The organism is Alteromonas lipotrueiana, assembly GCF_019249245.1.
Taxonomy (GTDB): domain Bacteria; phylum Pseudomonadota; class Gammaproteobacteria; order Enterobacterales; family Alteromonadaceae; genus Alteromonas; species Alteromonas lipotrueiana.
Genome location: NZ_JAESDK010000001.1, coordinates 232,596 through 257,485 on the forward strand (window position 1 = coordinate 232,596; position 24,890 = coordinate 257,485).

The 24,890-nt window shown below is 46.5% G+C and carries 21 protein-coding genes; 5 read left to right on the top strand and 16 right to left on the bottom strand.

Annotated elements, in window-relative coordinates; genetic code table 11:
- Positions 1–65: 65 nt before the first annotated feature.
- The 4 genes from JK130_RS01030 to nudF are packed head-to-tail and all read right to left on the bottom strand — an operon-like array spanning position 66 to position 2,437.
- Complete coding sequence (locus JK130_RS01030; RefSeq protein WP_218352340.1) at positions 66–647, bottom strand: YqiA/YcfP family alpha/beta fold hydrolase; 582 nt, start codon at positions 645–647, stop codon at positions 66–68.
- Entirely contained in the window at positions 644–1,417 is a 774-nt protein-coding gene (locus JK130_RS01035; protein ID WP_218352341.1) for a metallophosphoesterase family protein, read from the bottom strand. The genes JK130_RS01030 and JK130_RS01035 overlap by 4 nt, the downstream gene beginning before the upstream one ends.
- Positions 1,378–1,773 carry a DUF1249 domain-containing protein gene (locus tag JK130_RS01040; protein ID WP_218352487.1) on the bottom strand — a complete coding sequence of 132 codons (396 nt, stop codon included), beginning with the start codon at positions 1,771–1,773 and terminating at the stop codon, positions 1,378–1,380. Before JK130_RS01040 ends, JK130_RS01035 begins: the two co-directional genes overlap by 40 nt.
- A 34-nt stretch (positions 1,774–1,807) precedes the next feature.
- Positions 1,808–2,437, bottom strand: a complete 630-nt coding sequence (nudF, locus tag JK130_RS01045) for an ADP-ribose diphosphatase (RefSeq protein ID WP_218352342.1) — start codon at positions 2,435–2,437, stop codon at positions 1,808–1,810.
- Positions 2,438–2,711: 274 nt separating this feature from the next.
- Between nudF and tolC the strand changes: the two genes are divergently transcribed.
- Entirely contained in the window at positions 2,712–4,106 is a 1,395-nt protein-coding gene (tolC, locus tag JK130_RS01050) for an outer membrane channel protein TolC (RefSeq protein ID WP_218352343.1), read from the top strand.
- A 258-nt stretch (positions 4,107–4,364) separates the two neighbouring features.
- The gene (locus JK130_RS01055) at positions 4,365–5,192 is read left to right on the top strand and encodes an ion transporter (RefSeq protein WP_218352344.1); all 828 of its coding nucleotides are present in this window, start codon (positions 4,365–4,367) and stop codon (positions 5,190–5,192) included.
- A gap of 65 nt (positions 5,193–5,257) precedes the next feature.
- Here the strand turns inward: JK130_RS01055 and prsT are convergent, their stop codons facing one another.
- Entirely contained in the window at positions 5,258–8,032 is a 2,775-nt protein-coding gene (gene prsT, locus JK130_RS01060; protein WP_218352345.1) for an XrtA/PEP-CTERM system TPR-repeat protein PrsT, read from the bottom strand.
- 216 nt (positions 8,033–8,248) lie between these two features.
- Between prsT and JK130_RS01065 the strand changes: the two genes are divergently transcribed.
- The 3 genes from JK130_RS01065 (at position 8,249) to JK130_RS01075 (ending at position 12,494) form a co-directional block, all read left to right on the top strand.
- Entirely contained in the window at positions 8,249–9,961 is a 1,713-nt protein-coding gene (locus JK130_RS01065) for a DEAD/DEAH box helicase (protein WP_218352346.1), read from the top strand.
- A gap of 117 nt (positions 9,962–10,078) precedes the next feature.
- On the top strand, positions 10,079–11,473 hold the full coding sequence (gene cysG / locus JK130_RS01070; protein ID WP_218352347.1) for a siroheme synthase CysG: 1,395 nt from the start codon (positions 10,079–10,081) through the stop codon (positions 11,471–11,473).
- A 61-nt stretch (positions 11,474–11,534) separates the two neighbouring features.
- Complete coding sequence (locus tag JK130_RS01075) at positions 11,535–12,494, top strand: hypothetical protein (RefSeq protein WP_218352348.1); 960 nt, start codon at positions 11,535–11,537, stop codon at positions 12,492–12,494.
- A 5-nt stretch (positions 12,495–12,499) separates the two neighbouring features.
- Here the strand turns inward: JK130_RS01075 and JK130_RS01080 are convergent, their stop codons facing one another.
- From JK130_RS01080 to JK130_RS01130, 11 genes are all read right to left on the bottom strand, one after another.
- The gene (locus tag JK130_RS01080; protein ID WP_218352349.1) at positions 12,500–12,934 is read right to left on the bottom strand and encodes an ion channel; all 435 of its coding nucleotides are present in this window, start codon (positions 12,932–12,934) and stop codon (positions 12,500–12,502) included.
- Between the two features lie 132 nt (positions 12,935–13,066).
- A complete protein-coding gene (locus tag JK130_RS01085; RefSeq protein ID WP_218352350.1) occupies positions 13,067–13,528 on the bottom strand; it encodes a nuclear transport factor 2 family protein in 462 nt (153 codons plus the stop codon).
- A 9-nt stretch (positions 13,529–13,537) separates the two neighbouring features.
- Positions 13,538–14,440, bottom strand: coding sequence for a copper resistance D family protein (locus JK130_RS01090; protein ID WP_218352351.1), 903 nt, complete (start codon positions 14,438–14,440; stop codon positions 13,538–13,540).
- Between the two features lie 9 nt (positions 14,441–14,449).
- Positions 14,450–14,803, bottom strand: coding sequence for a copper resistance CopC family protein (locus JK130_RS01095; protein WP_218352352.1), 354 nt, complete (start codon positions 14,801–14,803; stop codon positions 14,450–14,452).
- A complete protein-coding gene (locus tag JK130_RS01100; RefSeq protein ID WP_218352353.1) occupies positions 14,800–16,632 on the bottom strand; it encodes a 2Fe-2S iron-sulfur cluster-binding protein in 1,833 nt (610 codons plus the stop codon). Before JK130_RS01100 ends, JK130_RS01095 begins: the two co-directional genes overlap by 4 nt.
- Positions 16,629–17,351 (bottom strand): PepSY domain-containing protein, encoded by a 723-nt coding sequence (locus JK130_RS01105; protein WP_218352354.1) that lies wholly within the window; start codon positions 17,349–17,351, stop codon positions 16,629–16,631. Before JK130_RS01105 ends, JK130_RS01100 begins: the two co-directional genes overlap by 4 nt.
- Positions 17,344–20,493, bottom strand: coding sequence for an efflux RND transporter permease subunit (locus JK130_RS01110; RefSeq protein ID WP_218352355.1), 3,150 nt, complete (start codon positions 20,491–20,493; stop codon positions 17,344–17,346). The genes JK130_RS01105 and JK130_RS01110 overlap by 8 nt, the downstream gene beginning before the upstream one ends.
- A 12-nt stretch (positions 20,494–20,505) precedes the next feature.
- Positions 20,506–22,089, bottom strand: a complete 1,584-nt coding sequence (locus JK130_RS01115) for an efflux RND transporter periplasmic adaptor subunit (protein WP_218352356.1) — start codon at positions 22,087–22,089, stop codon at positions 20,506–20,508.
- Complete coding sequence (locus JK130_RS01120; protein WP_218352357.1) at positions 22,082–23,494, bottom strand: TolC family protein; 1,413 nt, start codon at positions 23,492–23,494, stop codon at positions 22,082–22,084. Before JK130_RS01120 ends, JK130_RS01115 begins: the two co-directional genes overlap by 8 nt.
- Positions 23,494–24,039 (bottom strand): DUF411 domain-containing protein, encoded by a 546-nt coding sequence (locus tag JK130_RS01125; protein WP_246587651.1) that lies wholly within the window; start codon positions 24,037–24,039, stop codon positions 23,494–23,496. The genes JK130_RS01120 and JK130_RS01125 overlap by 1 nt, the downstream gene beginning before the upstream one ends.
- A gap of 112 nt (positions 24,040–24,151) precedes the next feature.
- A complete protein-coding gene (locus JK130_RS01130) occupies positions 24,152–24,508 on the bottom strand; it encodes a hypothetical protein (protein ID WP_218352358.1) in 357 nt (118 codons plus the stop codon).
- Positions 24,509–24,890: the final 382 nt, after the last annotated feature.

A 24,890-nucleotide genomic window follows, 5' to 3' on the forward strand; every position in this document is an offset into this window, starting at 1 on the left:
AGCATCACAAAAACACACATCTTAACAGGGCTGTTGCTACCCCACAATTTTGTAAACGGTTTGTATTATACCGCTAAAAAGCGAGCAATAGCAGGCAAATGCTGTTCATAGCCGACAAAACTATGATCGCCGCCTGGCTCTATATGCAGCTGAGCACCCTGATATTTTTGCTGCGCCTGACGGTAATCCAGGGTTTCATCACCGGTTTGCAACAGCACCATATAATTTTGTAAACACTTGATTGTGGGCGTGTCCAAAGTTTTAAGAATGTGCATGTCATCATTGACCAGCGAAAACTTTTCCTGAGTATAAGGATTTGTGTGCTCGCCTAGAAAACCCAAAAGTAGCTCATAAGGCCGCACAGCCGGGTTGAGCAGTACCGCCCGGCCACCGTACTGCTCAACCAGATGGCTGGCCAGATAACCTCCCATTGAACTGCCGATAACACGTAGTCCGTCGCGGGTTATTGAGGGATGCTTTTGCAGATAATCATCAAGTTGCTGCTTTACCTTATTCGGGCTATTAGATAACTGCGGTACATACAGCTTGGTATCAGGGTGATGTCTGGCGAACCAGCTCAAGGTAGATTGCGCTTTTACCGATTGCGGTGAGCTTAAAAAACCGTGCAGATACAGCACTTCGCTCATGAAATTCTCCTTATTTGTGAGTGCCAGCGGCCGTTATCGGGTAAGTCGATAATACGAAAACCTGCGCTGTGCGAGCTTGCACCAAATTCGGGGGTCATTGCCCATTGCCAACAGGTAGACGGAGCACCCAGAATGGTATGATGCTGGTAGGTGTTTTCACAGGCAGTATGAGTATGTCCATGCACTACAGCTGAAATTGGCTGGGTACTTAACCAATTTAAAAATGATGTCGCGTTAATCAGATTGTGGGTGTCCATCCAGCTATTGCTGGCAACAGGATGATGATGCAGGGCCAGTAAATGATATGCATCGGGCCTTGTCTTAATTGCGTGCTCGACGCGTAATAGCTCATCCTCATCAACTTTACCCTGTGCGCCTTTATGTCGGGTATCGAGTCCATGTATGCACCAGTTACCCAACCTTGCCGGTGTGCCAGCACAAAGCACGTGTTCGCACATTATGGTATCAAAGTGGTGGGTGAGATCGTGATTACCAGCAATTACCCGGGTCTCGATAGTAGGAACATACTCGCGCAACCGCTGCAAAAAATGCCGATAGCTGGCGGCACTATGATCGCCGCTGATATCTCCGGTACAAAGCAACAAATCAGGCTGAAACTGACTGGCCAGCTGTAAACACTGACTCAACGACTTATAGGGGTTGATGTTGCTGTAGCCGGTTTTGTCTTTTTGGGCAAACAAATGACAGTCGGTAAACTGCACAACCCGCATCAGGCTTCGCTGGTCACGGTAGGCTGATGTTTTAAACAAAACTGAAGCCACTCACCCAAAAACTGATTCACCATTTGTTTTTCGTTGCGCTGGCGCATGTTGCGGTTTGGGTAAGTATAAGAAGGCGCAAACGCACCGGTATTCTGGCTGCTGATAACCTCGGCCATGCGCGCGTCATGGTACAGCCTGACCTGCATCGATGGCTTCAGATAATCCGGGGTGCTGGCATTGTGTTGTTCAACCATCAAAGTGGTGGTATAGCGCGCCGTTTCGGTCAGGGTAATACGATAGCTTAAATGCGTTCCGATAGTAAACTCAAAGGCCAGATGCTGGGTGTCACAGTCGGGCAGCACGCGCAAAAAACGGGCATAGTTTAGTTCACATGTTGCCTGCATGCTGGGCAAATGGGGGACGTATTTTCGCTGCTGATTACTCACTGTGATGCCAGTTCTCCAACAAAGTTTGTTTGTGTATAAAAAACCATTGTAGTGCAATAATTGATGCGGCGTTGTCAATTTGACCGCTTTGAAGCCAGTTCCAGGCATCCTGTTCGGCCACCCGGTATACTTTAATATCTTCAGACTCGGTGGGCAGACCGTGAACGCCGTGGGCCAAAGTAGCATCAGTACGACCCACAAACACATGAATGCGTTCAGTAGTGCCGCCCGGGCTAGACAGATAGCTTAACGCCTTTGTCAAGTCTTCAAGCTGAATGCCCGCTTCTTCATGGGCTTCACGATGACAGACCGACTCTGGCGATTCACCCTCATCAATAATACCAGCAATAATTTCGATGAGCCATGGTGTCTTCGAGGTGGGTAAAGCGCCAATCCGAATTTGTTCGATTAATACAAACTCTTCTGTTTTAGGGTCGTAAGGCAAAACCGCCACCGCATGACCTCGTTCAAATATTTCGCGCTGAACGGTATCGGTCCAGCCACCATTAAATAATTTGTGCCTGAAATCGTAGCGTACCATTTTAAAAAAACCGTCATAAAGCGGTTCTTTGTGCAAAATTTTTACGTCTTGTGAGGTAAAGCTGTTTATTTTATTGCTCACTTACATTCACTCTCGCATGTAAAAAGGGTAGTATACAACTATTATAAGAGTCGTGGAACGACACGAACCTGGTTGGCAACGCTTGGGGGTGACAACGGTTTGTTACGTTGTTAATTACGTTGTTAGTATTCTCTGCAATAAACCCGATAACATATTCTGTTACAGTTAAATACCTGCTGTTACGACTATAGACTATCGGTTTGCAGTTGACTTTCATACACTTTACAACCTTTAGCAGTCTGATGACTCAATAGAATACAAAGAAGGCGGATTAATGAAACGAACACTTCTGTCGTTGGTAATAAGTTTAGGAGTGACCTCTTCAGCTTTTGCAGACGATTTAGCGCAGGTATACAAGCAAGCGCTGGCAAATGACCCGGTAGTCACCGGTGCTAAAGCTCAGCGAAATGCAGCCTTTGAGGGCATTGCCATTAGCCGGGCAAATTTGTTACCGCAAATCTCTGGTGCCGTAGGGTATTCTACCTCTAGTCGCGAACAAACCCAGTTTGCCGGCTCCGATCAAAACCTTACCCTGATTACGTTCGATTCTGATACCGACACAATGAATTACGGTATCGATTTAACCATGTCTTTGTATGACCACGCTAACTGGGTGGGTTTAAATCGGGCCGAAAAAGTCGCACAGCGCAGTGATGCTCAATTGGCCGCTACTATGCAGGAACTCATTGTACGAACCGTAGATGCGTACTTTGAAGTGCTGCGCGCCAAAGACAGCCTTGAATTTGTTCGCTCAGAAAAAAGAGCGATTGATCGCCAGCTTGAACAAACTAAACAGCGCTTTGAAGTCGGTCTGACCGCCATCACCGATGTCCATGAAGCGCAGGCGAATTACGATCGTACCGTTGCTCAGGAAATTCAGGCCGAAAACCAGGTAGAGCTGGCGTTAGAATCATTACGTGCCATTACCGGTAAATATCATGACGGTATTTACACCCTGGATACGGATAGCTTTTCGGCAACCATGCCCACGCCCTCCTCGGCCGAACAATGGCTAAAAATTGCCGAAGATTCAAACCTGGCCTTACTGGTTAATCGTCTGGCTTTAGATGTTGCTAAAGAAGATATTTCACTGGCACGCTCTGATCACTACCCTACATTGGGCTTGTCAGCCGGCGCCAGTAAAACGAAAAATGATATTTCAGGCGCCGCTATCGAATTTGAAACACCCTGGCTTGATAGTTATAGCGTTGGTGTAAGTTTAGACATTCCTATTTTTCAGGGTTTACGCGTCACCGCTCAAACCCAGCAGGCAAAATATCAGTATATTGCCAGCGCTCAGGATTTAGAACAAACGTACCGCCAAACCGTACAGTCAGTGCGCAGCTCATTTAATGATGTTAACGCCGCCATCTCTACAATTCGGGCGTTAGAACAGTCTGAAGTGTCTGCTCAAAGTGCATTAAAAGCCACCGAGGCAGGATTTGATGTGGGCACCCGTACCATTGTGGATGTGCTAGACAGTACCCGCAATTTATTTGATGCGCGACGCAACTTATCCAGCGCCCGTTACGACTTTATTCAGTCAGTGGTTAGCTTAAAAGAAGCCGCCGGTACTTTGACCAGTGAAGATGTAGTAATGATTAACGCCGGTTTGCAGCCGCCTGAATCGGTGCGCCAGTCCAACAACCAGCAAAATAATCGGCAATAATCTATCTTACGTATTGCTGCCCGCAGCCGGTGAGATTTCACCGGCTTTTTTTGTGAAAAAAATAATGGGTAAAAATGCTTTGGTTGTATCTCTTTGGCCAAACCTGCACTGCGGTTTTGCCGAAAATCTGCGCCGCCATCGACAAAATCATATCTATTTTTTTGCAACGCGATAAAATCCATCCGCTGTTCTACCTGGTGGTATTACAGCGTTTTATTTGTAATCCCTATTTCACTACTTAAGATTAAAAGAACGCGCATGCAGGCTGAAGTACTCCAGAGCCGGTTTGAAAATATCCGCTCTAATAAACTATTTGAAACCTTTGTTGTTACCGTCATTGTCTTTTCAGCATTATTGGTTGGCGCAAAAACCTACGACATTCCGCAACCTTTTAGCTCTATTGCCTTGTTGCTTGACTGGTTTATCAGTTTCTTTTTTCTGACCGAGATTACCATTCGGTTTATGGCAGAAAAGCGCAAACTCGACTTTTTCAAAAACTTCTGGAATTGGTTCGATACCATCATAGTCGTGGTGTCTATGATACCAGCTGATAATACCGATCTGGCCGTAGTGGGCCGGCTGGTACGTGTGTTCAGGGTACTGCGGATGATTTCGTTTATTCCCGAACTGCGTATTTTGCTGGTGTCGTTAGTCAAAGCGCTGCCCCAGCTGGGCTATGTCATGCTGCTGATGTTTATTATCTTTTATATCTATGCGGCCATTGGCAGCACCTTGTTTGAAGAGATAAATCCGATATTGTGGGGCGATATCAGTATTTCATTGTTAACGCTGTTCAGGGTAATGACATTTGAAGACTGGACCGATGTCATGTACGAAACGATGGCTGTTTATCCGCTTAGCTGGGTGTTTTATCTTAGCTTTATCTTTTTTACCGCTTTTGCCTTTTTAAACATGGTGATTGGTATTGTGGTTAATGTAATGGAACAGGAAAATGCAAAAGCCCGGGCCGCTGAAGAAGAGCAGAACGACGAGCCTTCGCTCAGCGAGCTTATGTATGAGATTAAACAAATTAAAGCACAGTTACCGGCATCTGAGGTCCAGTCAAATCTAAGCCCGAAGCAATAGCAGCAGTGCGGCGCTAGGGGGCGCCGCTGCCATTATTCGTCGTAGTCACCACAACACTATGGCGGTTAAAGCTTTTGTTTTAATTCATCAGCTCGGGCTTGATTTTTTGCTTGTGTAAACGTGCGCGACTCCAAGCGACGCTTAGCCAACGCCTGCTGTCCGTGTTCAATAAGCAATTCAACATAATTCAAATACACCAGGTCGCTGCGTATCTTTTGCATGTCCAGTTGCTTGTAATTTCTAAGGGCCTCAGCACTTTGATTTTGTTGCTTTAGAATTTGTGCCAGCGTATCTATGGCTTCAGGGTTCTTAGGCTGCACTTTAACGGCGCGTCGGGCAAGGGGTTCAGCGTCTTTTAATTTACCCTGTTCAAAGTACATATACGCAAGGTTATTAAGTACCACAAAGTTATCTGGCACCACTTTGAGCATTTCTTTGTACAGTGTTATTGCCTTACTTTTGTCGTTGCCAATAATCCGTTCTGCATAAATCATAGCGGTTCGGATATCCCGGGGTTTTTGCTCATAATGCTCAGCCATAAAGGCTAACGCCTGCTCAGACTGGTTAAGATTGTCATAGGCAGACACGACCAAACGGGCGTGTTTTGAGCTGGCATCATGGTTGTAAGCAGGTCGTGCGTTCTCAAGCGCGGCTTGAAAGTTGCCTTCAAGCAAATGCAGTCGGGCAATAACACCTTTGACAAAAGGCAAAGACAACACATTTTCGGGGACCGGCTTTAAAGCGGCGCGCGCCTCTTTGGCTTTGTGTTGTAATGCCAGAAAGTATGCTTTTAATACTTGTATTTGTACGTCGGGTCGCTTTTCCAGATAGGTATTAATGGTATCGAGCCCCTCATCGTACTTGCGCTGAGCTTCGTTAAGCAATAATTTGCCCAGTACTGCTGACTTATCACGAGGATGCTGTTTTACCCACATTTTGTAATGAGAATTTGCCTCGCTGATTGCATTTAACTGGACTAACGCCTGGCCTTTAATATTCCAGAACGCAGCAGGCGCATTTTCATTGGCAGTCACAGGCTTGAGTACCGATAATGTTTGCGGGTAATTTTGCTGACTAAAATACATTTTGGCGACCAGCATACGCAGCGACATATTATCAGTGTTACTTTCAAGCTCGCGTTCAGCGTGTTGTAACACCGTATCGGTATTTACCTGCTTGCTTTGGCGGGCCAGGTCAAACCAAAGCGAAATAGCCCGAATATCGGCCGGATTTTGTGGTAAATAGTTCTCCAGTTTTTGTTGGGCCTGTGCGTATTGTTTATCTACCAATGCCAGTTTTATTTGCGCTAATGCCAGTTTGTTGTTTTCTGGCGCCCGCGTTTCTGCTTCATTTAATAGATTTCGGGCCGCATCAATATCTTTGTTCTGCAGGGCAAATTCTGCCAGATAGATATAGGGTTGGGCATCGTCTGGCTTTTGGTTTATCCAGCTCTGGGCTAGCTCGCGGCCTTTTTGCTGGTTGCCTGAAGCAATATAAGCGGCCATCAGTGTTTTTTGTGTAGCAATACTATCGGGGGCTTTTTCAAGGGCCGCTTCAAGATTCACAATACCTTCGATATCATTAACCGACAGTTGCAACGCCCCAAGCCGGGCCAACTCTTCAGCCGATTGGCTGGTCTCACTGCTTTTTTCAATCATTTTTTTAGCATCGACCATATTGCCTTGCTGTAACAATTGAAAACCTGCCTTAGAAAACAGTTCGGCGTCTTGCTGAGCCCCGCCATCTAACTGAGACAAAATTTCTGTAGCCTCGTCGTTTTCGCCTTGTCGAAGCAGACTGTCAGCCAGCATCCGCAATGCGGGATGATTGTCTGGCAGACCCTGAGTGACCATCGACAAATGTTGACTGGCCGCATCAAAGTCTTGCTGCTGATACGCGGCAAACCCGGCCATCAGGCGCACCGCTGGCGCATTTTGCCCTGCTTGTATGGCTTTTTCTAAATACTTAAGGGCGCTTTCATGCTGATTATTAGTGGCATCAATAAACCCCTGATACTGGTTCAGCAGCCCATTGTCGGGGTAGCGGTTTAGAAGCGGGGTCACATAAGGTTGCGCCTCGTCCATTCGTTTGGCTTCAATAAGCAAGCTAATCAGGGCAAGTTGTTTGGCCGTATCATCCGGATACAGCTTTACATAGCTTTGATAAGTCTCTATGGCTTTCTCAGAGTTCTTGGTTAACGCATAAAGACGACCAAGTTGCTGTAATACATCTTTGTTTTCGGGAGCAGCTTGGGCCAGATTCTGAGTTTGTTGGAGTGCCGCAGTATACTCTTTGTTCAACAATAACCGATAAGTTTGCGCCAGAGGCTGGTAAACCGAATCAGTTTTTAAGGTGTTGAGTTCATCAATTAACGCGTTCGCTTCGTCTTGCTGATTCAGCTGTACCAGTGCCTGCAATTTATAAAAACCAACCTCAGCGCGTTCGTCATCACTAAGCCCAGTAGTATCGTGATCTATTTCTACTAACGCGTTTTCGGCGCCGGTTTGTTGGTAGGCCTGGGACAGTAGGGGCACTATTTCAGAAGGCGAGTAACCCAGCTCCATAGCTCTGTTAAGCTCTTTTTCAGCCGCCTCAAAACGGCTAGCAGCTAAATAAATTTGGCCTAGTTCGAAGCGGGGCTCGGCCGCTTGCGGATCTTTAGCAATGGCGTTTTTGTATTCGATAATAGCCGCATCGATATCTTGTTCGCTGGCGTAACTGCGGGCGGTAGACAGGTGTTCTTCCATTGATTTGTCGGTACATCCTGACAATACGCCCGAAACCGCCAGGGCGGCGGTTAGTGACAACAGCGTCTTTTTACTCACTGTAAATAATTTCATCCTTACACCTGCATTTTTGTTATGTTTTTGTATGCCGGCCAAGAGTTTACCTTGCGCAGAAGAATAATCCAGTTCGGCTGACGAAAAAATAATCCATTTTTATAGTGATCTCGACCAGTTTAAATGGTATCTGGTCCACGAATGGCCTATAATACCCTTTTTGCAACACATGCCAGCGTTTAGAAGCTGTGCCCGCCTTACCCATCAGGATCCTGAATGACCACTACTGTCGACTTGACATTTAAAGACCTCAATCTTCCACAACCTATCTTACAAGCACTGGAAAAAGTAGGCTATGAAAAGCCTTCGCCAATTCAGGCGGAAAGTATTCCATTGCTTATGCAAGGCCATGATTTGCTTGGCCAGGCACAAACAGGTACCGGTAAAACCGCTGCGTTTGCCCTGCCTATGTTGGCGAACATTGACCCGGACGCCAAATTGCCACAACTTTTGGTTTTAGCGCCTACCCGTGAACTGGCAATTCAGGTTGCTGAAGCGTTCCAGGTTTATGCCAGCTTTTCACAAAAGATTAAAGTGCTGCCAGTATACGGCGGTCAGTCTTACGATAACCAAATTCGCCAGTTAAAGCGTGGCGTTCAGGTTGTAGTGGGTACACCAGGTCGAATCATTGATCACATTAATCGTAAAACACTGAACTTAAGCGAACTGCGCTTTTTGGTGTTGGACGAAGCCGATGAAATGCTTCGTATGGGCTTTATCGACGATGTTGAAACTATTTTGTCGAACGCCCCTGACACACGTCAAACTGCGCTGTTCTCGGCAACTATGCCTGGGCCAATCAAAAAGATTACCCAGCGTTATCTGAAAGATCCTAAACACGTAAAAATTGCGTCTAAGGTTTCTACCGCCTCGACCATTCGCCAGCGTTACTGCCAAATTGCCGGTCACCATAAATTGGAAGCACTGACCCGTATTATGGAAGTAGAACCATTTGACGGTGTGATAATTTTTGTGCGTACAAAAACCGCTACCGTAGAGCTGGCCGACAAACTGGCTGCCAGAGGGTACGATGTAGAACCTCTTAATGGGGATATTCCGCAAAACGCCCGTGAACGTACCGTAGAAAAGCTTAAACAGGGTGCCATTGATATTCTGGTTGCTACCGACGTGGTTGCGCGTGGTCTTGATGTTGAGCGTGTTAGCCACGTTATTAACTACGACGTCCCTTATGATACCGAATCATATGTACACCGTATTGGCCGTACCGGTCGTGCCGGGCGTGCTGGTGACGCTATTTTGTTTATCTCGCACCGTGAAAAGCGTTTGTTGTTTGCTATTGAAAAAGCGACCAGACAAACTATTGAACAAATGCCAATTCCGTCTATTAGCGAGCTTAATGAAACCCGTTTGTCACGCTTTAAAAACTCTGTGGCTGAAGCCTGTAACGACGATAGCATTGAGTCGCTGATGTCGTTGGTGGATACACTGCAAAGCGAAACCGAAGCCGCGCCTGAGCGTTTGATGGCGGCACTGATTAAGCTGGCACAGGGTGACGAGCCATTGTTCTTAAAAGAGGGCGACCGTCCAGATCTGAACAGCAAACCACCTCGCAACGATTACGATCGTTCTGAACGTGGCGATCGTGGCCGTGGCGACCGTCGTAGTAAACCTGGTAAGGGCCGCAGCAAGCCTGATGCAGGTATGCAGCGTTTTCGTATCGAAGTGGGTCATACCCATGGAGCCAAGCCAGGTAACATTGTGGGCGCTATTGCCAACGAAGCAAACCTGAAAAGCAAAAACATTGGGGCTATCGAAATATTTGATACTTTCAGTACAGTTGACTTGCCCGAAGGCATGGCCGAGCCGACCAAAGATATTCTGCGTAAAGCACGAGTTGCCGGTCAACGCTTAAATTTACGCGAATGGACCGACACACCCCCTAAGCGTAAAGGCGGCCCTAAGCGTTAAGCTTACGTCGTTTACATATAACAAAAAGCAATAACAATTTGGTTTTTATTGTTTCTGTTAAATAAAGAAAAGCGTCAGAATGACGCTTTTCTTGTTTGTGAGCTAAGGTAAAAAGCAATGCGTTATTTTCCGGTATTTATAGATGCGCAAAACCTGCAATGTTTAATTGTGGGCGCTGGGGAAGTGGCCGCGCGTAAGCTGGAATTAATGTTAAAAAGCCCGGCCAATGTTACGGTGGTAGCACCATGGATGTGCAAGACAGTTCAGCGATATGACGGACATCCACAGGTAACCCTGGTACACCGCACGTTTGAAGATAACGATCTTGCCCATAAAAACATGGTGTTTGTGGCAACCGACGATGAAGCATTAAATGCCCGTATACATACCTTAGCCAAACAGCAAAAAGTACTGGTAAATGTGGTAGATAATACCCCGCTGTGCCAGTTTATTACCCCTTCTATTATTGACCGTTCGCCCATTACTATTGCCCTAAGCAGTGGCGGAGTTGCTCCGGTTTTACTGCGCTACTTACGCCAAAAGCTGGAGAGCGTGATCCCTGCGAACATCAGCAGATTGGGCGATTTTTCTGAAAAATTCAGAGAGAAGGTAAAACAAAGTTTAAATGGTGTCACCGCCCGCCGGTATTTCTGGGAAGAGGTATTTGACGGTGATATTGCCGAATTGGTCGAAAAAGGTCAGACCGAAAAAGCCGAACATCAGTTTTCATTAGCGCTACAGGCAGCTGCCACCGATAAGAAACCCGAAGGGCAGGTTTATCTGGTGGGGGCCGGCCCGGGCGACCCCGACTTGCTTACATTCAGAGCATTAAGACTAATGCAAAAAGCCGATGTGGTGGTATACGACCGGCTGGTTTCACCGCAAATTCTGGAGCTGGTACGCCGCGATGCCGAAAAAATATATGTAGGCAAATCCAAAAGTAATCATTCTTTGCCACAGGACGAGATTAACCTGCTAATGGTAAACGAAGCCAAAAAGGGGAACCGGGTAGTACGGCTTAAAGGCGGCGACCCCTTTATTTTTGGACGAGGTGGTGAAGAAATTCAGACCCTGATCAAACACAACATAGAGTTTCAGGTAGTGCCAGGCATTACCGCGGCCAGTGGTGCGGCCAGCTATGCGGGTATTCCGTTAACTCATCGTGACCATGCTCAGTCAGTTATGTTTGCCACCGGCCATCTTAAAAACGGTACCATCGAACTAAACTGGTCGGCATTAGCTCATACCAATCAAACCGTAGTGTTTTATATGGGCCTGACCGGGTTGCCGGTTATTTGTGAAAAACTGATTGAACATGGTTTACCGTCAAATACGCCAATAGCGCTGGTTCAACAAGCGACATTGTCAGAACAAAAAGTAGTGACTGGCACCTTGGCCGACATAACCCAAAAACCAGAGACGGCTGCATTAAAGCCCCCTACCCTGGTTATTGTGGGCACGGTAGTCTCGTTACATTCTCAGCTAGACTGGTTTACGCCAGGCAAAAGCTAAATTACTGGTGTTTCCTTATTGCCATAGTATAGTGAAATCGACGGAGCACAGCGGGGGGATTATGAACATGCTAAAAAAAGTTTACCGGTATAGCATCACCCCAGCGCTTTTGTGGACCAGTTTACAGGTGTCTGCCCAGCAATTAGATTTTTCTCATACCCAAAACAACGGTCAGCATCATTACAGCTATCAATGGCGTGATGCTCAGCAGCAAACTCAGTCACTGAACTTTTCTATAGAAGCTGATGTTTTGGCAAACGCTCCTGGTGAGCCGATTCGTTACAGTCAGGCCCGGGTTCAGCGGTATGTGTATGTTGCTTTGACCAAAGCGGCGCAGCAGGTTGATCCCAAACAAGCCAAAGTAAGCATTGAGCAGCAAGAACGCGGTGTTCAGATTGCCGTACGCTCGACCAGTCGTGACTTAAATCAAAAGCTTACCCGCGAATTAAAAGCTACTCGTGAAGCCGCTTTTGCCGAGTTTTTAGACAAACATTATTATACGCGTTACACCACCGTGTTTGACGAAAAAGCAGTTAAACCTGATCATGCACGCTACGTAGATGCCTATACCCGCGTGCTGGTGCCCTTGTCACAGGCTATTTACGAAAAGGTGCAGCAACAGTCAGATGCCCGCCGCTATTTAAACTTGCTACTAGGCTGGGTACAAACCATCCCCTATGACACTCTTGAAGATCGGACACAGCACAGTGGCGCGGGTTTTAATCCACCAGCGCGGTTGCTAAACCTGAATCTGGGCGACTGCGACAGCAAATCAGTACTTTCGGCCGCAATCATTCGTGCGTTTCTTCCCGAGACACCCTTAGTTATGGTTTTACTGCCTAATCATGCTTTATTAGGCATTGCACTTAAGCCTGATGAAGGCGAACAATCTATTGAGTATGACGGTGAGACCTATGTTTTATTTGAACCCACCGGCCCTGCACTTTTGCCCTTTGGTGAGGTCGCTTCAAAAAGTTATCAGGACATAGCCAACGGACACTATACTTTGGAAGCGTTGTAAGCCCGTTACTCTCCATTGCCTTTATTGTCTGAATCTGATTTACCACTCATATAACTGTAAAGTTTGGAGCCGGTACAGGTAATAAGCAAAAAGCCCAGCGCTGACTCTAAGCCCGCTACCATTTTCAAATCTTCAGTGGGCTGAGTACTACCAAGACCCAACGTGGTAATGGTGGTTAAAGAAAAATAAAAAATATCTTTGAAATTGCCGCCATCTTTAAACTCGCCTAAACCTAGTTCAACTCCTGCCACATAGGTAAGACAAAACAGTGCAGATATAGTGACCTGATTAATTGCCCCGGCCATGACGACAATTTGCATGCGCAAGTAGCGTTTAGAGGTTTTACTGCATAGTGTATCGACCAGCAAGGTAAGATTGAAGTAATGCAGTGTAAGTGCAACCGCTAACGTTGCTAAGGTAATGATTAGCATAGTAAACATGAGTTTTGTACTCAACAGTATTAAAGGGCCACATTGTTAAAATGTGGCAATATTGAATGTCGATAGGTACTATCCTTGTTGTCATCCTTTTTTTGAAAGATGCAACAACTCAAAATACTTAGAAAAGACAGGCTATCTATCATTTGACCAGTGCAGGTGATAAATAATCCAACGACCATCCACTTTTCTTAAGGCGGCAGTCTGCATTAACTTGTAGCTCTTGCCTTTTTCATCTTTGGTATTTGAAACACTCATCGAAATAGCACGATCACCTTGTATACCTACCTGATGAAAAATCAGCTCAGACTTCATTTTGCTCAGGTACTTCATATCGGACAGCATGTGGTGAGAGCTGTATTCCCGGGCACTTTTTTCAATTCTGCCGCTTTCAAATATCACGACATCTTCTGCCAATAAACTTTTGGCCTTTTCCTGATTTTGTTGTTTAAGAGCACGATGAAACGAGATAACGGCGTGGCCTGGTTCAGTACTATTACCTGATAAATCGTCGTGTGGAGTGTCGGGTTTGTCACCATGCGCATTACCAGTGAATGAAACCATAAGCAAAAGGCTAAATAAAAAATAACGAATCATGAATTTTCCTTAGGAAAAGTTGGGCCCGACCACACTGGTCAGAGCGGCGGTGATAAGTAGCAACGTTGCTGCCAGTGCAATTTCCAGCGAAATAGAACGGGATAGCTTACTTAACGTTTGTCGATTTTCCAGCATCGGCACAAGCTTGAGCTTATGACGTGCTGCGAGCAGTAGTAGCCCGCTAACACACCCTATCTTTGCCATAAGAGTAAGTCCGTAAGCTGAAGTAAAAAGCTGCGAGACATGATTAAATAACTGCAATGCCATAAGCACGCCAACAATAATCATCAATCCCACCAAAAACTGTGCAGATAAGCCAAACTTATGCATAAGAGACTTGGTTTGTTCCACGGGCAGGTGGCCACACGCAAGCTTTAAAGGGATCAGCGCACCAAACCACCATGACATAACGAAAACATGGACTACCAGTAGCATTTTTTCAATTAAACCTTGCTCTGATATGTGACCGGCAAGGGTATAGCTGTAAAGCGCAGCAGCTAATGCCAACAACACACCTCCACGCGTTACGGTGTGCTGAAAACGAAGCCTGGTAGCGACAAGCAGCGACAAAAGAGCAAAAACAGCAGCACCGCCACGTACTTGTGCCATATAGCCTACGGGTGAATCCCACATAATACTAAGCATAGTAGGGTTCAGTGCTCCGCTTAAGCCACTTTCTGAAAACGCGCCCACTTTGGCCAAAAACCATATTGGTACCGAAATAGCCGCAAGTACAAAGCTGTAAATAAAATAGCGAGTTAGTTTGCGGGTATAGGCTGCGGGCAGTTTGTGAGTACTTTCTTCAAAGCCAAATGTCTGAAGAAATGCATACCCGGCTATGCCCGCAGTTCCTGCATAAAATAAAGCTTTACAGATAATGATAAGCGTATTCCAGATATACATTTCCATCATTCAGCCCTCTTAGTGCACCATAAATGAATAAGAATCTTTCATTTTATGACCATCGCTACCCATCGCAATCCACTCAACGTTATAGGTGGCCGGAGACAGCTCTGGAAGCTCCCAGGAATAGTCTGCTTCTGCTTCACGACTGGGTGTAAAGCCAAAATCAATCTCGTCACCATTCTTTTTAGACAGGGTAACCTTCATCAATTGAAGCTTGGCCGAGAATGACAGTTCCAGCGTTTGTGGAGCTGACATTAACATAGCATCGTTTTTTGGCATGGTTTTGGTAAGCTCTACCCCGCCATGAGAAAACGCTGCACTGCTAAACAGTAAACCTGATATCACTAAACACTTATGAATTACTTTCATTTTTTAACCTCATTTGTATTAAAAGAATCGATATAAATCTGTTGCGGCTCAATATGCTGCGATAACAGCAATGACTTTACTTCTGCTAGCATAGGAGCAGGGCCACATAAGTAAAAACTGGCACTGTTGAAAACGTCAAAATTAAGACGTTGGCGCGTAAGTTGTTGTACATACCCGGTATGTCCTCGCCAGGCTGGCGAAGGTGATGAGAGTGTGGGCAGATAAGTAAAGTTTTTAAAGCGTTTAGCCAGATGTTCAAATTCATCTGCGTAACACAAGTCTTCTTCATTGCGTGCGCCATAGATAAAAACCATCTCTTGTGACACGCTATTTTGTATTAACGCTTCATAAATCAATGCCCGAAGCGGCGCTATACCCGAGCCGCCGCCTATCAAAACTTTTACGCCGGGCCGGTATGCACCCTCAGCAAAACTGGCGAACGGCCCGTAAGCTTCGACCGACTCACCCGATTCAAGAGAACATAAATAGCTTGAGCCCGCCCCGCCGCTCTTTTGAGTGGTGGTATTACATTGCCATTTGATAGTAAAAATCAGCTCATCACATTCACCGCTATAATTTGCTATCGAGTAGCTTCGGGTGGTGCTTTTGTAAGATACTGTCTGCGCGTCAAACTGAGACCAGTAAGATCGCCACCGGTCCGGAATATCAACCGGCACAGTACGACGTTTCCCACCAGGAATAGAAAATTGCATCGAAGAGCCGGCATTGAACTTTTGCAGATTCCCGCCTGCCACCTTAAAGGCAATTTCTTTTATCGTGGGGGTAATGTATTGGGCGCGTGAAACCTGAAGTGTCAAAGCCTGAGTGGCTATGTCTTTCACTATTATTGAGTCCACAGAATGAGCAGCGTGTTGACACGCTAAACGACAGCCTGCAGCCAATTCACTATGACTGATAAGGTGTGTTTCAGCAGGCTGTACCGGAAGGCTGCTCTGAGTATAAAATCGACACGTTCCACAGGTTCCTCCTCCGCCACACTTCGCCGGCAACTGCAGTTTGTTTTGTGTTAGCGTGGTCAATAACGTTGTATTTTTACGTCCCTGAACGGCTACGTTTTGGTTGTTATTGGCCACCAGAACGTCAATATTATGCAAAGCGCCGGGGCGCACTGTAAAACGTCCTGCTTTTAGTAGCATGATGATCCAGGCCAAACCTGACAACCCAAAGGCCAGCGCTAAGACCGAAACGATAATAAGCAAAGGGTGGTTAAAGCTGCCTGTGTCCCAGTAGTCCATGAAATGCAATTTGAACATTAATGCCACAAACCGGCGATGTTCATCGCTGGCTGTTAATAACCGCCCAGACTGCTGGTCTATATGGATATACGTTAATGCCGAATCATCAAAATAGGCTGTCCAGTAGGCATTTTTTTGCTTTGGTAGTAACCCACCCGAAGATTGTTCAAGCTCAATTTTACTGAGTGCAGCATCACCGCTGTAGCGTTCAAGTGCTATCGCTTTCGCCCACTGCTTGTCAATTGAAAATGGTTGGCCAGATACCGCATCAAATAGCCGCACTTGTCTGGGCTGGTAATTATGCGGTTGAGAATAAAGAATAACTTCATAAACGGGCTTGCCAGCCAGCAAAACCGTTTGTATTGACTCAGCTTTTTTCACCGGAAGCTGGTTGACCGGATATAGCTTGTCGGCATATACCTGCCACTCCAGCCCCTGGGACTTTTGAATTTTTAGCGCAGGGCCATCATTAGAAAACAAACTCAGGTACAAACCAGTACCTAACCAGATAAGCAGCTGAATACCTATCGGTACCGACAGCCAACGATGACTTTTTGTAATTAACAGACTCATTGGTCTTCCCCTTTTATAAGAGGCCGACACACCCGCCAGTAACTCAGAAACGCGCCGCTAAGAGCTGCTAATAAGCCAGTGAAAATAGCACTTAAAAGAAACACATTGCCGATGGTTCGCCCATCATCTAAATCCATAATGTGAAAACGCCACATCCAGTCAAAGCTGCGCCAGCCATCGTGACGTACTGTTACCACTTCACCAGTGTGTTGTTGCACATAAAAGGTGGGCGCTTCAGGGGCATCAAAATCAATTCGCCAAAAGGGCAAGTACCGTCCTGAAGCTTCTTCAGGCAAATTTTGCTTAGTTTCAATCAGCGTTGCTGACGCTATACCGGTGCCCCCCCTAAAACGAGAAGCAGCAATAGCCCGTGCGGTAGATTCATTTACCGAAGCCAGAGTATCCCCTGTTATCGCGCTTATTGTTTCAGGCCGAACCGGTGTGGCAGAATTTGCCCCAAATGTAGCAATGTAAACCGGGCTACCCAGCCGGGATATCAAACGCACCTTTGTCGCCGCCGGGTATTGCGCCATAATATCAGCGGGCGATAGAACCACCTCATCAACCGCAAAAACTGGCTGTTTTGTGGTCAGATGTTCACCATGAACAGTATGAATATCGGTAATAACCATATACACGCCCGACAACATCCAGATGACAAACTGTGCGCCTACCACCAGCATCAGCCAACGATGAGCCTGTCTGAAAGCCCTAATCATCAGCCGTTATCTTCTTGTTATGATGTTTAATAGTATGTTGTTTTGCTAAACAGTAAAGCGCCGGTAGAACCAGTAGTGTCAACACCACGGCGCTGGTCATGCCCCCTATCATTGGTGCGGCAATCCGGCTCATTACCTCTGATCCTGTGCCTGAGCCATACATTATGGGTAACAACCCAATAATAATAGTGGCCACCGTCATCATAACCGGACGTATCCGTAAGCCTGCACCATGCAAAAGTGCCTGGCGGTAATCTCTGGCTTCGATAACCTGACCATTTTTTTCAGACTCATCCAGCAGCTCTTTAAGAGACTGATTCAGGTAAACCAGCATAATAACGCCAATCTCGACGGCCACGCCCGCTAAGGCGATAAAGCCAACCCCTACAGCCACTGAAAAATTAAACCCTTCAAAATAAAGCAGCCATAAGCCGCCAATCATGGCCATGGGCAACGTCACTACAATCATAGCGACTTCACTAAAGGCCCGGAAATTCAGGTACAGCAAAATAAGAATAATGGCCAAGGTAAGCGGCAATACAAACGTAAGCTTTTCTTTGGCCCGCTCCATGTATTCGTACTGCCCAGCCCAGGTCAGCGAGTAGCCTGCCGGAATATCCAACTTATCTTGTAGTACCGCTTTTGCGTTTTCTACATAGGTACCCACATCGACATTGTTAATATCCACAAACGACCAGCCATTGATACGGGCGTTTTCGCTTTTGATCCCTGGTGGACCTTCTTCCACGTACACATTGGCAACATCGCCCAGTGAAATACGCTGGCCCGAATCGGTAACAATAGGCAAGCTCATTAACTTCTCGGGCGAGCTGCGATAATCCTGAGGATAACGAATATTTACCGGGTAACGCTCAAGGCCTTCTACGGTTTCGGTGACATTCATGCCCCCAATAGCCGAAGAAACCGTAGCTTGCACATCGCCAATATTAAGCCCAAACCGGCTGGCACGCTGACGCGATATATCAACTTTCAGATAGCGGCCACCGGCCACCCGCTCTGAATACACCGACGCAGTACCATCGACCTCTTTGAGTATCGTCTCAATATCCTTACCAATTCGCTGAATAACCGACAGATCTTCACCAGCCACTTTAATGCCCACCGGGGTTTTGATACCGGTAGCCAGCATATCTATGCGGGTTTTTATGGGCATGACCCAGGCGTTAGTCACACCAGGAAAATCGATAAGATTGTTCAGTTCTGTTTTAAGTTTTTCAGTGGTCATGCCATCACGCCATTCACTTTGCGGCTTTAATTGAATAAACGTTTCAATCATGGTCAGTGGCGCCGGGTCGGTGGCGGTTTCGGCCCGACCCACTTTACCAAACACACTTTTAACCTCAGGCACAGTGCTAATCAACTTGTCAGTTTGCTGAAGTAGCTCCCGCGCTTTACCTATCGAGATCCCCGGGTATGTGGTGGGCATGTACATTAAGTCTCCCTCATCTAAAGGAGGAATAAACTCGCTACCAATTTTATTGACCGGATAAAACCCGACCACAGTGACGACGATGGCAATCAGTATTGTAGCCTTGGGAAATTTAAGTACTTTGGTGAGTAGCGGCATGTAGCCTGCTACCAATAAGCGGTTTAACGGATTTTTCTTTTCCGAGGTTACCTTGCCGCGAATAAAATAGCCCATTAAGACCGGCACCAAAGTAACGGCCAGTCCGGCTGAGGCAGCCATGGCATAGGTTTTGGTGAAAGCCAACGGCGCAAACATGCGACCTTCCTGAGCTTCTAAAATAAATACCGGCAAAAACGATACGGTAATAATCAGTAAGCTGAAAAACAGAGCTGGCCCAACTTCAGAGGCAGCCCGGATCACTACCTGCCAGCGGTTTTCATCGGTTAGCGGGGTTTTTTCCATATGCTTATGCATATTTTCTATCATAACGATCGCGCCATCGGTCATAGCGCCGATAGCAATCGCAATGCCGCCCAATGACATAATGTTGGCGTTGATACCCTGAAAATACATTACAATAAACGAGACCAGAATACCTAACGGCAGGGTAATCACCGCCACAATAGATGAGCGCAGGTGAAACAAAAACACCACACACACCAGCGCCACAACGACGAGTTCCTGACCAAGCTTGGTCCATAGGTTGTCTACGGCGTTATTGATAAGCTGCGAGCGGTCGTATACCGGTACCACCTCTACACCCGGTGGTAGTGATTTTTTAAGCGACTGCAGTCGTTCTTTAACCCCCGCAATGACTTTTTCGGCATTTTCGCCAAAACGCATCACCACAATACCGCCCACTACTTCGCCTTCACCATTTAGCTCGGCCACACCGCGGCGCATCTGGGGGCCCACATTTACCGTGGCAACATCGCCGATGGTTAATGCTGTCCCCTCTTTTACCAGCCCCAGTGGAATTTGGCGGATATCATCCAGGTTTTGAATATAGCCGGTTGTGGTCACCATATATTCTGCTTCGGCCATTTCGACCACCGACGCACCGCTTTCCTGATTTCCCCGCTGCACAGCTTGCTGAACATGCGACAACGGAATACCGTAACCACGCAGCTTTTCGGGCATAACCTGAATTTGGTACTGTCTGACCATACCACCTACCGCAGCGACTTCAGATACGCCATCTACAGTTTGCAGTTCGTATTTTAAAAACCAGTCTTGCAGACTGCGCAACTGACTAAGATCATGCTGACCGGTTTTATCCTGCAAAGCATAAATATATACCCAACCCACACCCGTGGCATCCGGGCCGAGTTGCGGCTGAACATCATCAGGTAATGCCGAGGCAGCCTGGTTCAGATATTCCAGTACGCGACTGCGCGCCCAGTACAAATCTGTATCGTCATCAAAGATAACGTAGACATACGAGTCACCAAAAAATGAGTACCCACGAACAGTGGAGGCGCCGGGCACCGATAACATAGCGGTAGTCAGCGGATACGTTACCTGATCCTGCACCACCTGCGGCGATTGCCCCGGATAACTGGTTTTAATAATAACTTGTACGTCAGATAAATCGGGTAAGGCGTCAACCGGTGTTTTGTTAAGCGAATAAACCCCACCTAGCACCAGCATCAGGGTCATAAGTAACACCAGTACGCGGTTTGCGACTGACCATCTAATAATTGATTCAATCATATTGCTGTTCCACTAATGCATTGAATGGTCAGGAGCCATCGGCTTGGCTTGGGCCTTAGCGGGCTGACTGTCTGATGACATAATATGAACACCGGTGATCTCAAATCCACCTTCAGCTAGCCGGGTAATCTCAAAATGCAATGACTGTCCTTTTTCAAGCGCATTGATGTCTACACTTTCCCCCACGGTAAAATCCATCACCATCTGCGGCCATTCCCAGGCTTCAATGGGTTGATGATCGATAGTCACCATTCGATGACCGGCCATTACCTTAGTGATTTTTCCCTGCCCCCAAACAGATTCACCTTTATCTTTTGCTGCTGTTTGAGATGTGGGAGCCGCGTGCCCCTGATTAGTCGGTTCAGATGACCGCTGTGAAACAGAAGCGTCTGATGATGCGCCTTCCATTCGCTTGAAGTCAGAAGCTTTACTGGATTCTGAGTCAATTAAAAACTGGGCTGACGTCACCACTACGTCGTCTTTATTAAGCCCCTGAGTGATAGCGATTTGCTCATCGCTTATCTGCCCCAGTGCGACTTCAACTGACTTGTACTGACCATTGCCTACCACAACCACAACCCTGTTCTGTTGTCCGGTTCTGATTACCGCTTCAGCCGGAACTAAGATAGCGCTTTGCGACGCAGTTTTTTCAATAGTGACATTTGCCAGCATGTTAGGCTTTAAGATGTCATCGGGATTATCCAGCCTTATCCGCACGGTGAGCGTGCGGGTATTTTCGTCCAGCTCGGGATAAACAAAGTCGACCTTACCCTGCCACTCTTTATTTGGTAATGCAGGTACCTGAATAACCACAGGCTGGCCTTGCTCAATTAACGCAGCATCCCGCTCAAACACTTCAGCATTTATCCAGATAGCAGATAAGTCAGCAATACTTAGCAAGGTCACTTCAGGTTTTACATAAAAGCCCTCGCGGATATTAAGGGCGTTAACAACCCCGGTTTGGGGCGATACATACGTTATTTGCTGCTTAACCTGTTTTGATTTTTTAAGCGCTTCAATTGAGTTGTCTGATACTTTGAGCGCGTGTAGCTTATTTTTGGCTGCCTGCCTGAGTTTTTGGTTACCACTTTGTAAAGCCAGCAAATACTCTTCTTGTGCATTAACCAGCTCGGGAGAATAAATAGAATAAAGGGGGTCGCCTTTCTCAATACTCTGCCCATTCGCTTTAATATTTAGCTTCTCAATCCAGCCGCTTACCCGCGAGTGAATGTGTGTCAGTTGTTCTTCATCAAACTGGACATAACCTACGGTTTGAATCGTTGACTTAAGCGTTCCCAAGGTGACCGGCTCAGTGCGTACACCCAGATTATTTTCTACCCGTGCAGAGATTTTTACCGTACCGGCGGTGGAGTCCTGTTCAGTGTTGCTGTTAGCGTAAACCGGGACCAGATCCATTCCCATCGGTGATTGACCCGGCTCGTCACGCCGATAGCTGTCATCCATAGGCGCAACCCAGTACAAAGGTTTTTCAGCCTCATTTTTTACAGGAGTCTCTGGTGAGTCATTTAAAAAAGCCACCAATAATGCCCCCAGGCCCAGACCTGCCAGTAAGGCAATAATAACGTTTTTATTCATTTGGAGCAGATCCTTGTTTCTGAGTGAGCGCTGATGTTGACGATGTGGATGTTAATGACAAAGGAGCCAGCAAATAGTTAAGCTGCGCTTTTGTTTTCGCCACGCCCACATTTAACGTCAATAAGGTAAGCTGATTAGTCAGTTCGGTAACGCGGCTACGAATAACTTCAGAAAAGTCGCCCATATCGTTGGTATAAGCATTCAGTGATGCTTTAGATTGCAGTGTGGTTTGCGGCAAAATTCGGGCAGTATAGAGAGACTGACGTTCATTTAAACGAGTCAGCTTCGCACTGAATGAGGCAACCTGCGACAGTAGTTTTCTTATCGCAAGATGTTTTTCGGTTTTAAACGCCTCGGCATTGTAAATAGCAGCTGAGATTTGTTTTTGCTGCTTGTTGCCCGTAAATAACGGCACATCAAAACTTACGCCAATACTGAACAAGTCTGAGCGCGAATCACCCATCGCGTTTTCATCGCGGTATGCGTACGATGCGTTCACCCCCCACTGCGGTTTGAGGCTTTGTCGGGCCAGCGCCACATCTTTTTCGCGAGCTTGTTGCTCTAAATCAAGGGCCGTAATGGTGGGGTGAGTAAATAACTTTTCCAGTATTTCAGTACGATGTACCTGAGTGTTTAACCAGACCTCAGGAAATTGCAGACTGAATTCAGGTAAAGCGCGGCGCGACTTACCCTGCCCAAAATCACGCTGAACAACTTCATCAATTGTGAATAAGGTAGAATTTGCATTGGTTTGAGGGTTGATGAGCCACTGGTTAAGTGTATGCAGTTGTATTTCAAGCTGTTGATATTCTTCTGCTAATTTATCTTCTAGTTGAATAAGCTCCAGTTCGGCAAGAAGCACGTCTTGCTGACTGGCCTCACCTAACCCACTTGAGTAAGCCGTTTCGGCAACGCTTTTAGCCTGTTCAAACAATGATTTATTCTGTTCAATAAGATCAATGGATGCTTTGGCCAGGTATATATCCAGCCATAATAGTGAAACCGCCCTTGCAATAGCCGCTTTGCGGGTCTCACGTTGATAGGGCGCAATAGAAGCAGCAATGTTGAGCTTTTGTTGTTCTAACTCTAATGACTGGCCTCGCGGAATCATTTGCGAGACACCTACCTGTAGCTGAGTCATGTTTTCCTGTGAAAAACTGCCCGAGTCTACGGGTAAATTCAGCATACCTATTTTCACCACAGGGTCGGGCAAGGTGCCTGCCGCTATCGCTTTTTGCTGCAGGGCTTGTTGTGAAAGTTGACTACCGTTTAGCCAGGGGTCGTTTTCAATCGCCGTGGTGATCAATGAATCCAGAGATGGCAGCGATTGTGCGCCGACACCACCTGACACAGTAAGCGTTAGTAGTGTCAGAGCGACATTGAGTTTGCGTGTGAAGCCCGACATTAAAACTGTTCCTCATAGGCGTCAATTTGTGCATATGTGCTATGAGTGCCATCTTTGTGTAAAAGAAGTATCTGGTAAGGCTGAAAGCGCTCACCTACTTCCATTCCCGGGCTGCCCATCGGCATGCCAGGTACGGCAAGACCTATCGCATCAGGTACCGGGTTATCGATAAACTTTTGTATGTAGCGGGCCGGGATATGACCTTCAAACACATAGCCATCACGACTAACGGCGGTATGGCAAGATTGATATTGAGGGGCAACCTGATACTGGCGCTTTACATCAGATAAATAAGCGGTATTTTTGACCCCCGCATTAAGCCCTTCGGTATGGACGTGTTGTACCCATTTTCCACAGCACCCACATGAGGGGGATTTAAACACAGTAAGCGCTGCTGGCGATTCTTGAGACAGAGCCTGAATCTGAGAGTTAACTTCAGTTTGGGCAGATTCGGTCTGGATAGACTCAGGTAGAGTAGATTGCGCATAACCTGCGCTTGAAAATAATAATAACATCGCGCCAAGCGAAAGAAGAATGTTGAACATGCGTGCCTCTGATTACAGCCAAATTTAATGATTAAAGTGAGCAATTCACTTCACATAAAAATAGTAAAACCCAATGGTAATGTGCCATACAGCAGACACACTTATCCTGGGGCTAGGCTGTTATAGGAGGACGATACAACGAACTGGAGACTTGGATAGGAGCGCGCAAACCTGCGTGCTTAATGGCATTATCACTATGAAAAGACAGCGCTAATGCATTATCAGAGCTAAGCGGAGTATAAGCAGAGCAGGCATTTGCCGGGCAAGCGCAGGTCATTTGGCAACACTGCGAGTGATCAACTGTGTCAGCGCCCATGTCCATAGCAACGCTTTGAGAACCGACCATTAGCATATGCTCACTATGCGTATCGCTGGGCATTTCACAAACCATAGTATCCATAGCCGACGTTTGCCATGTTAAGGCAGTCAGCATGATCAGACACACAATTTGAGACCAACGTTTTTTCATAATACCCTCTTGATACGCTTTTATGATATACAGATTTGTGTGCTGCTGTAAAAGAAAATCATTAAAAAGTAATCTAAAGTTGAAAAACATTGGTATTGGGTAAGGCTAGACAAGATTTTTTGTTTTGAATTGCTGGTCAAGTCGCCTAAAGGCGATAAAAGGTCTATAAACGTGCTATGAAAAGTATCTTCGGTAAAGTTTTCATCGCTTTTGCGCTACTGCTTTTATTTGCAGGAAGTGCGGCTGCGTGTTCATCCGATACCGTTGCATCACCCAAAGACCCGGTTACCCAACTTTCAGAATATCGTTTACTACAGTCCGAGACCCCTTCTTTCCTAAAGAGCTCTCAAGCTACAAGCTTAGCCGATACGGCCAAAAACAC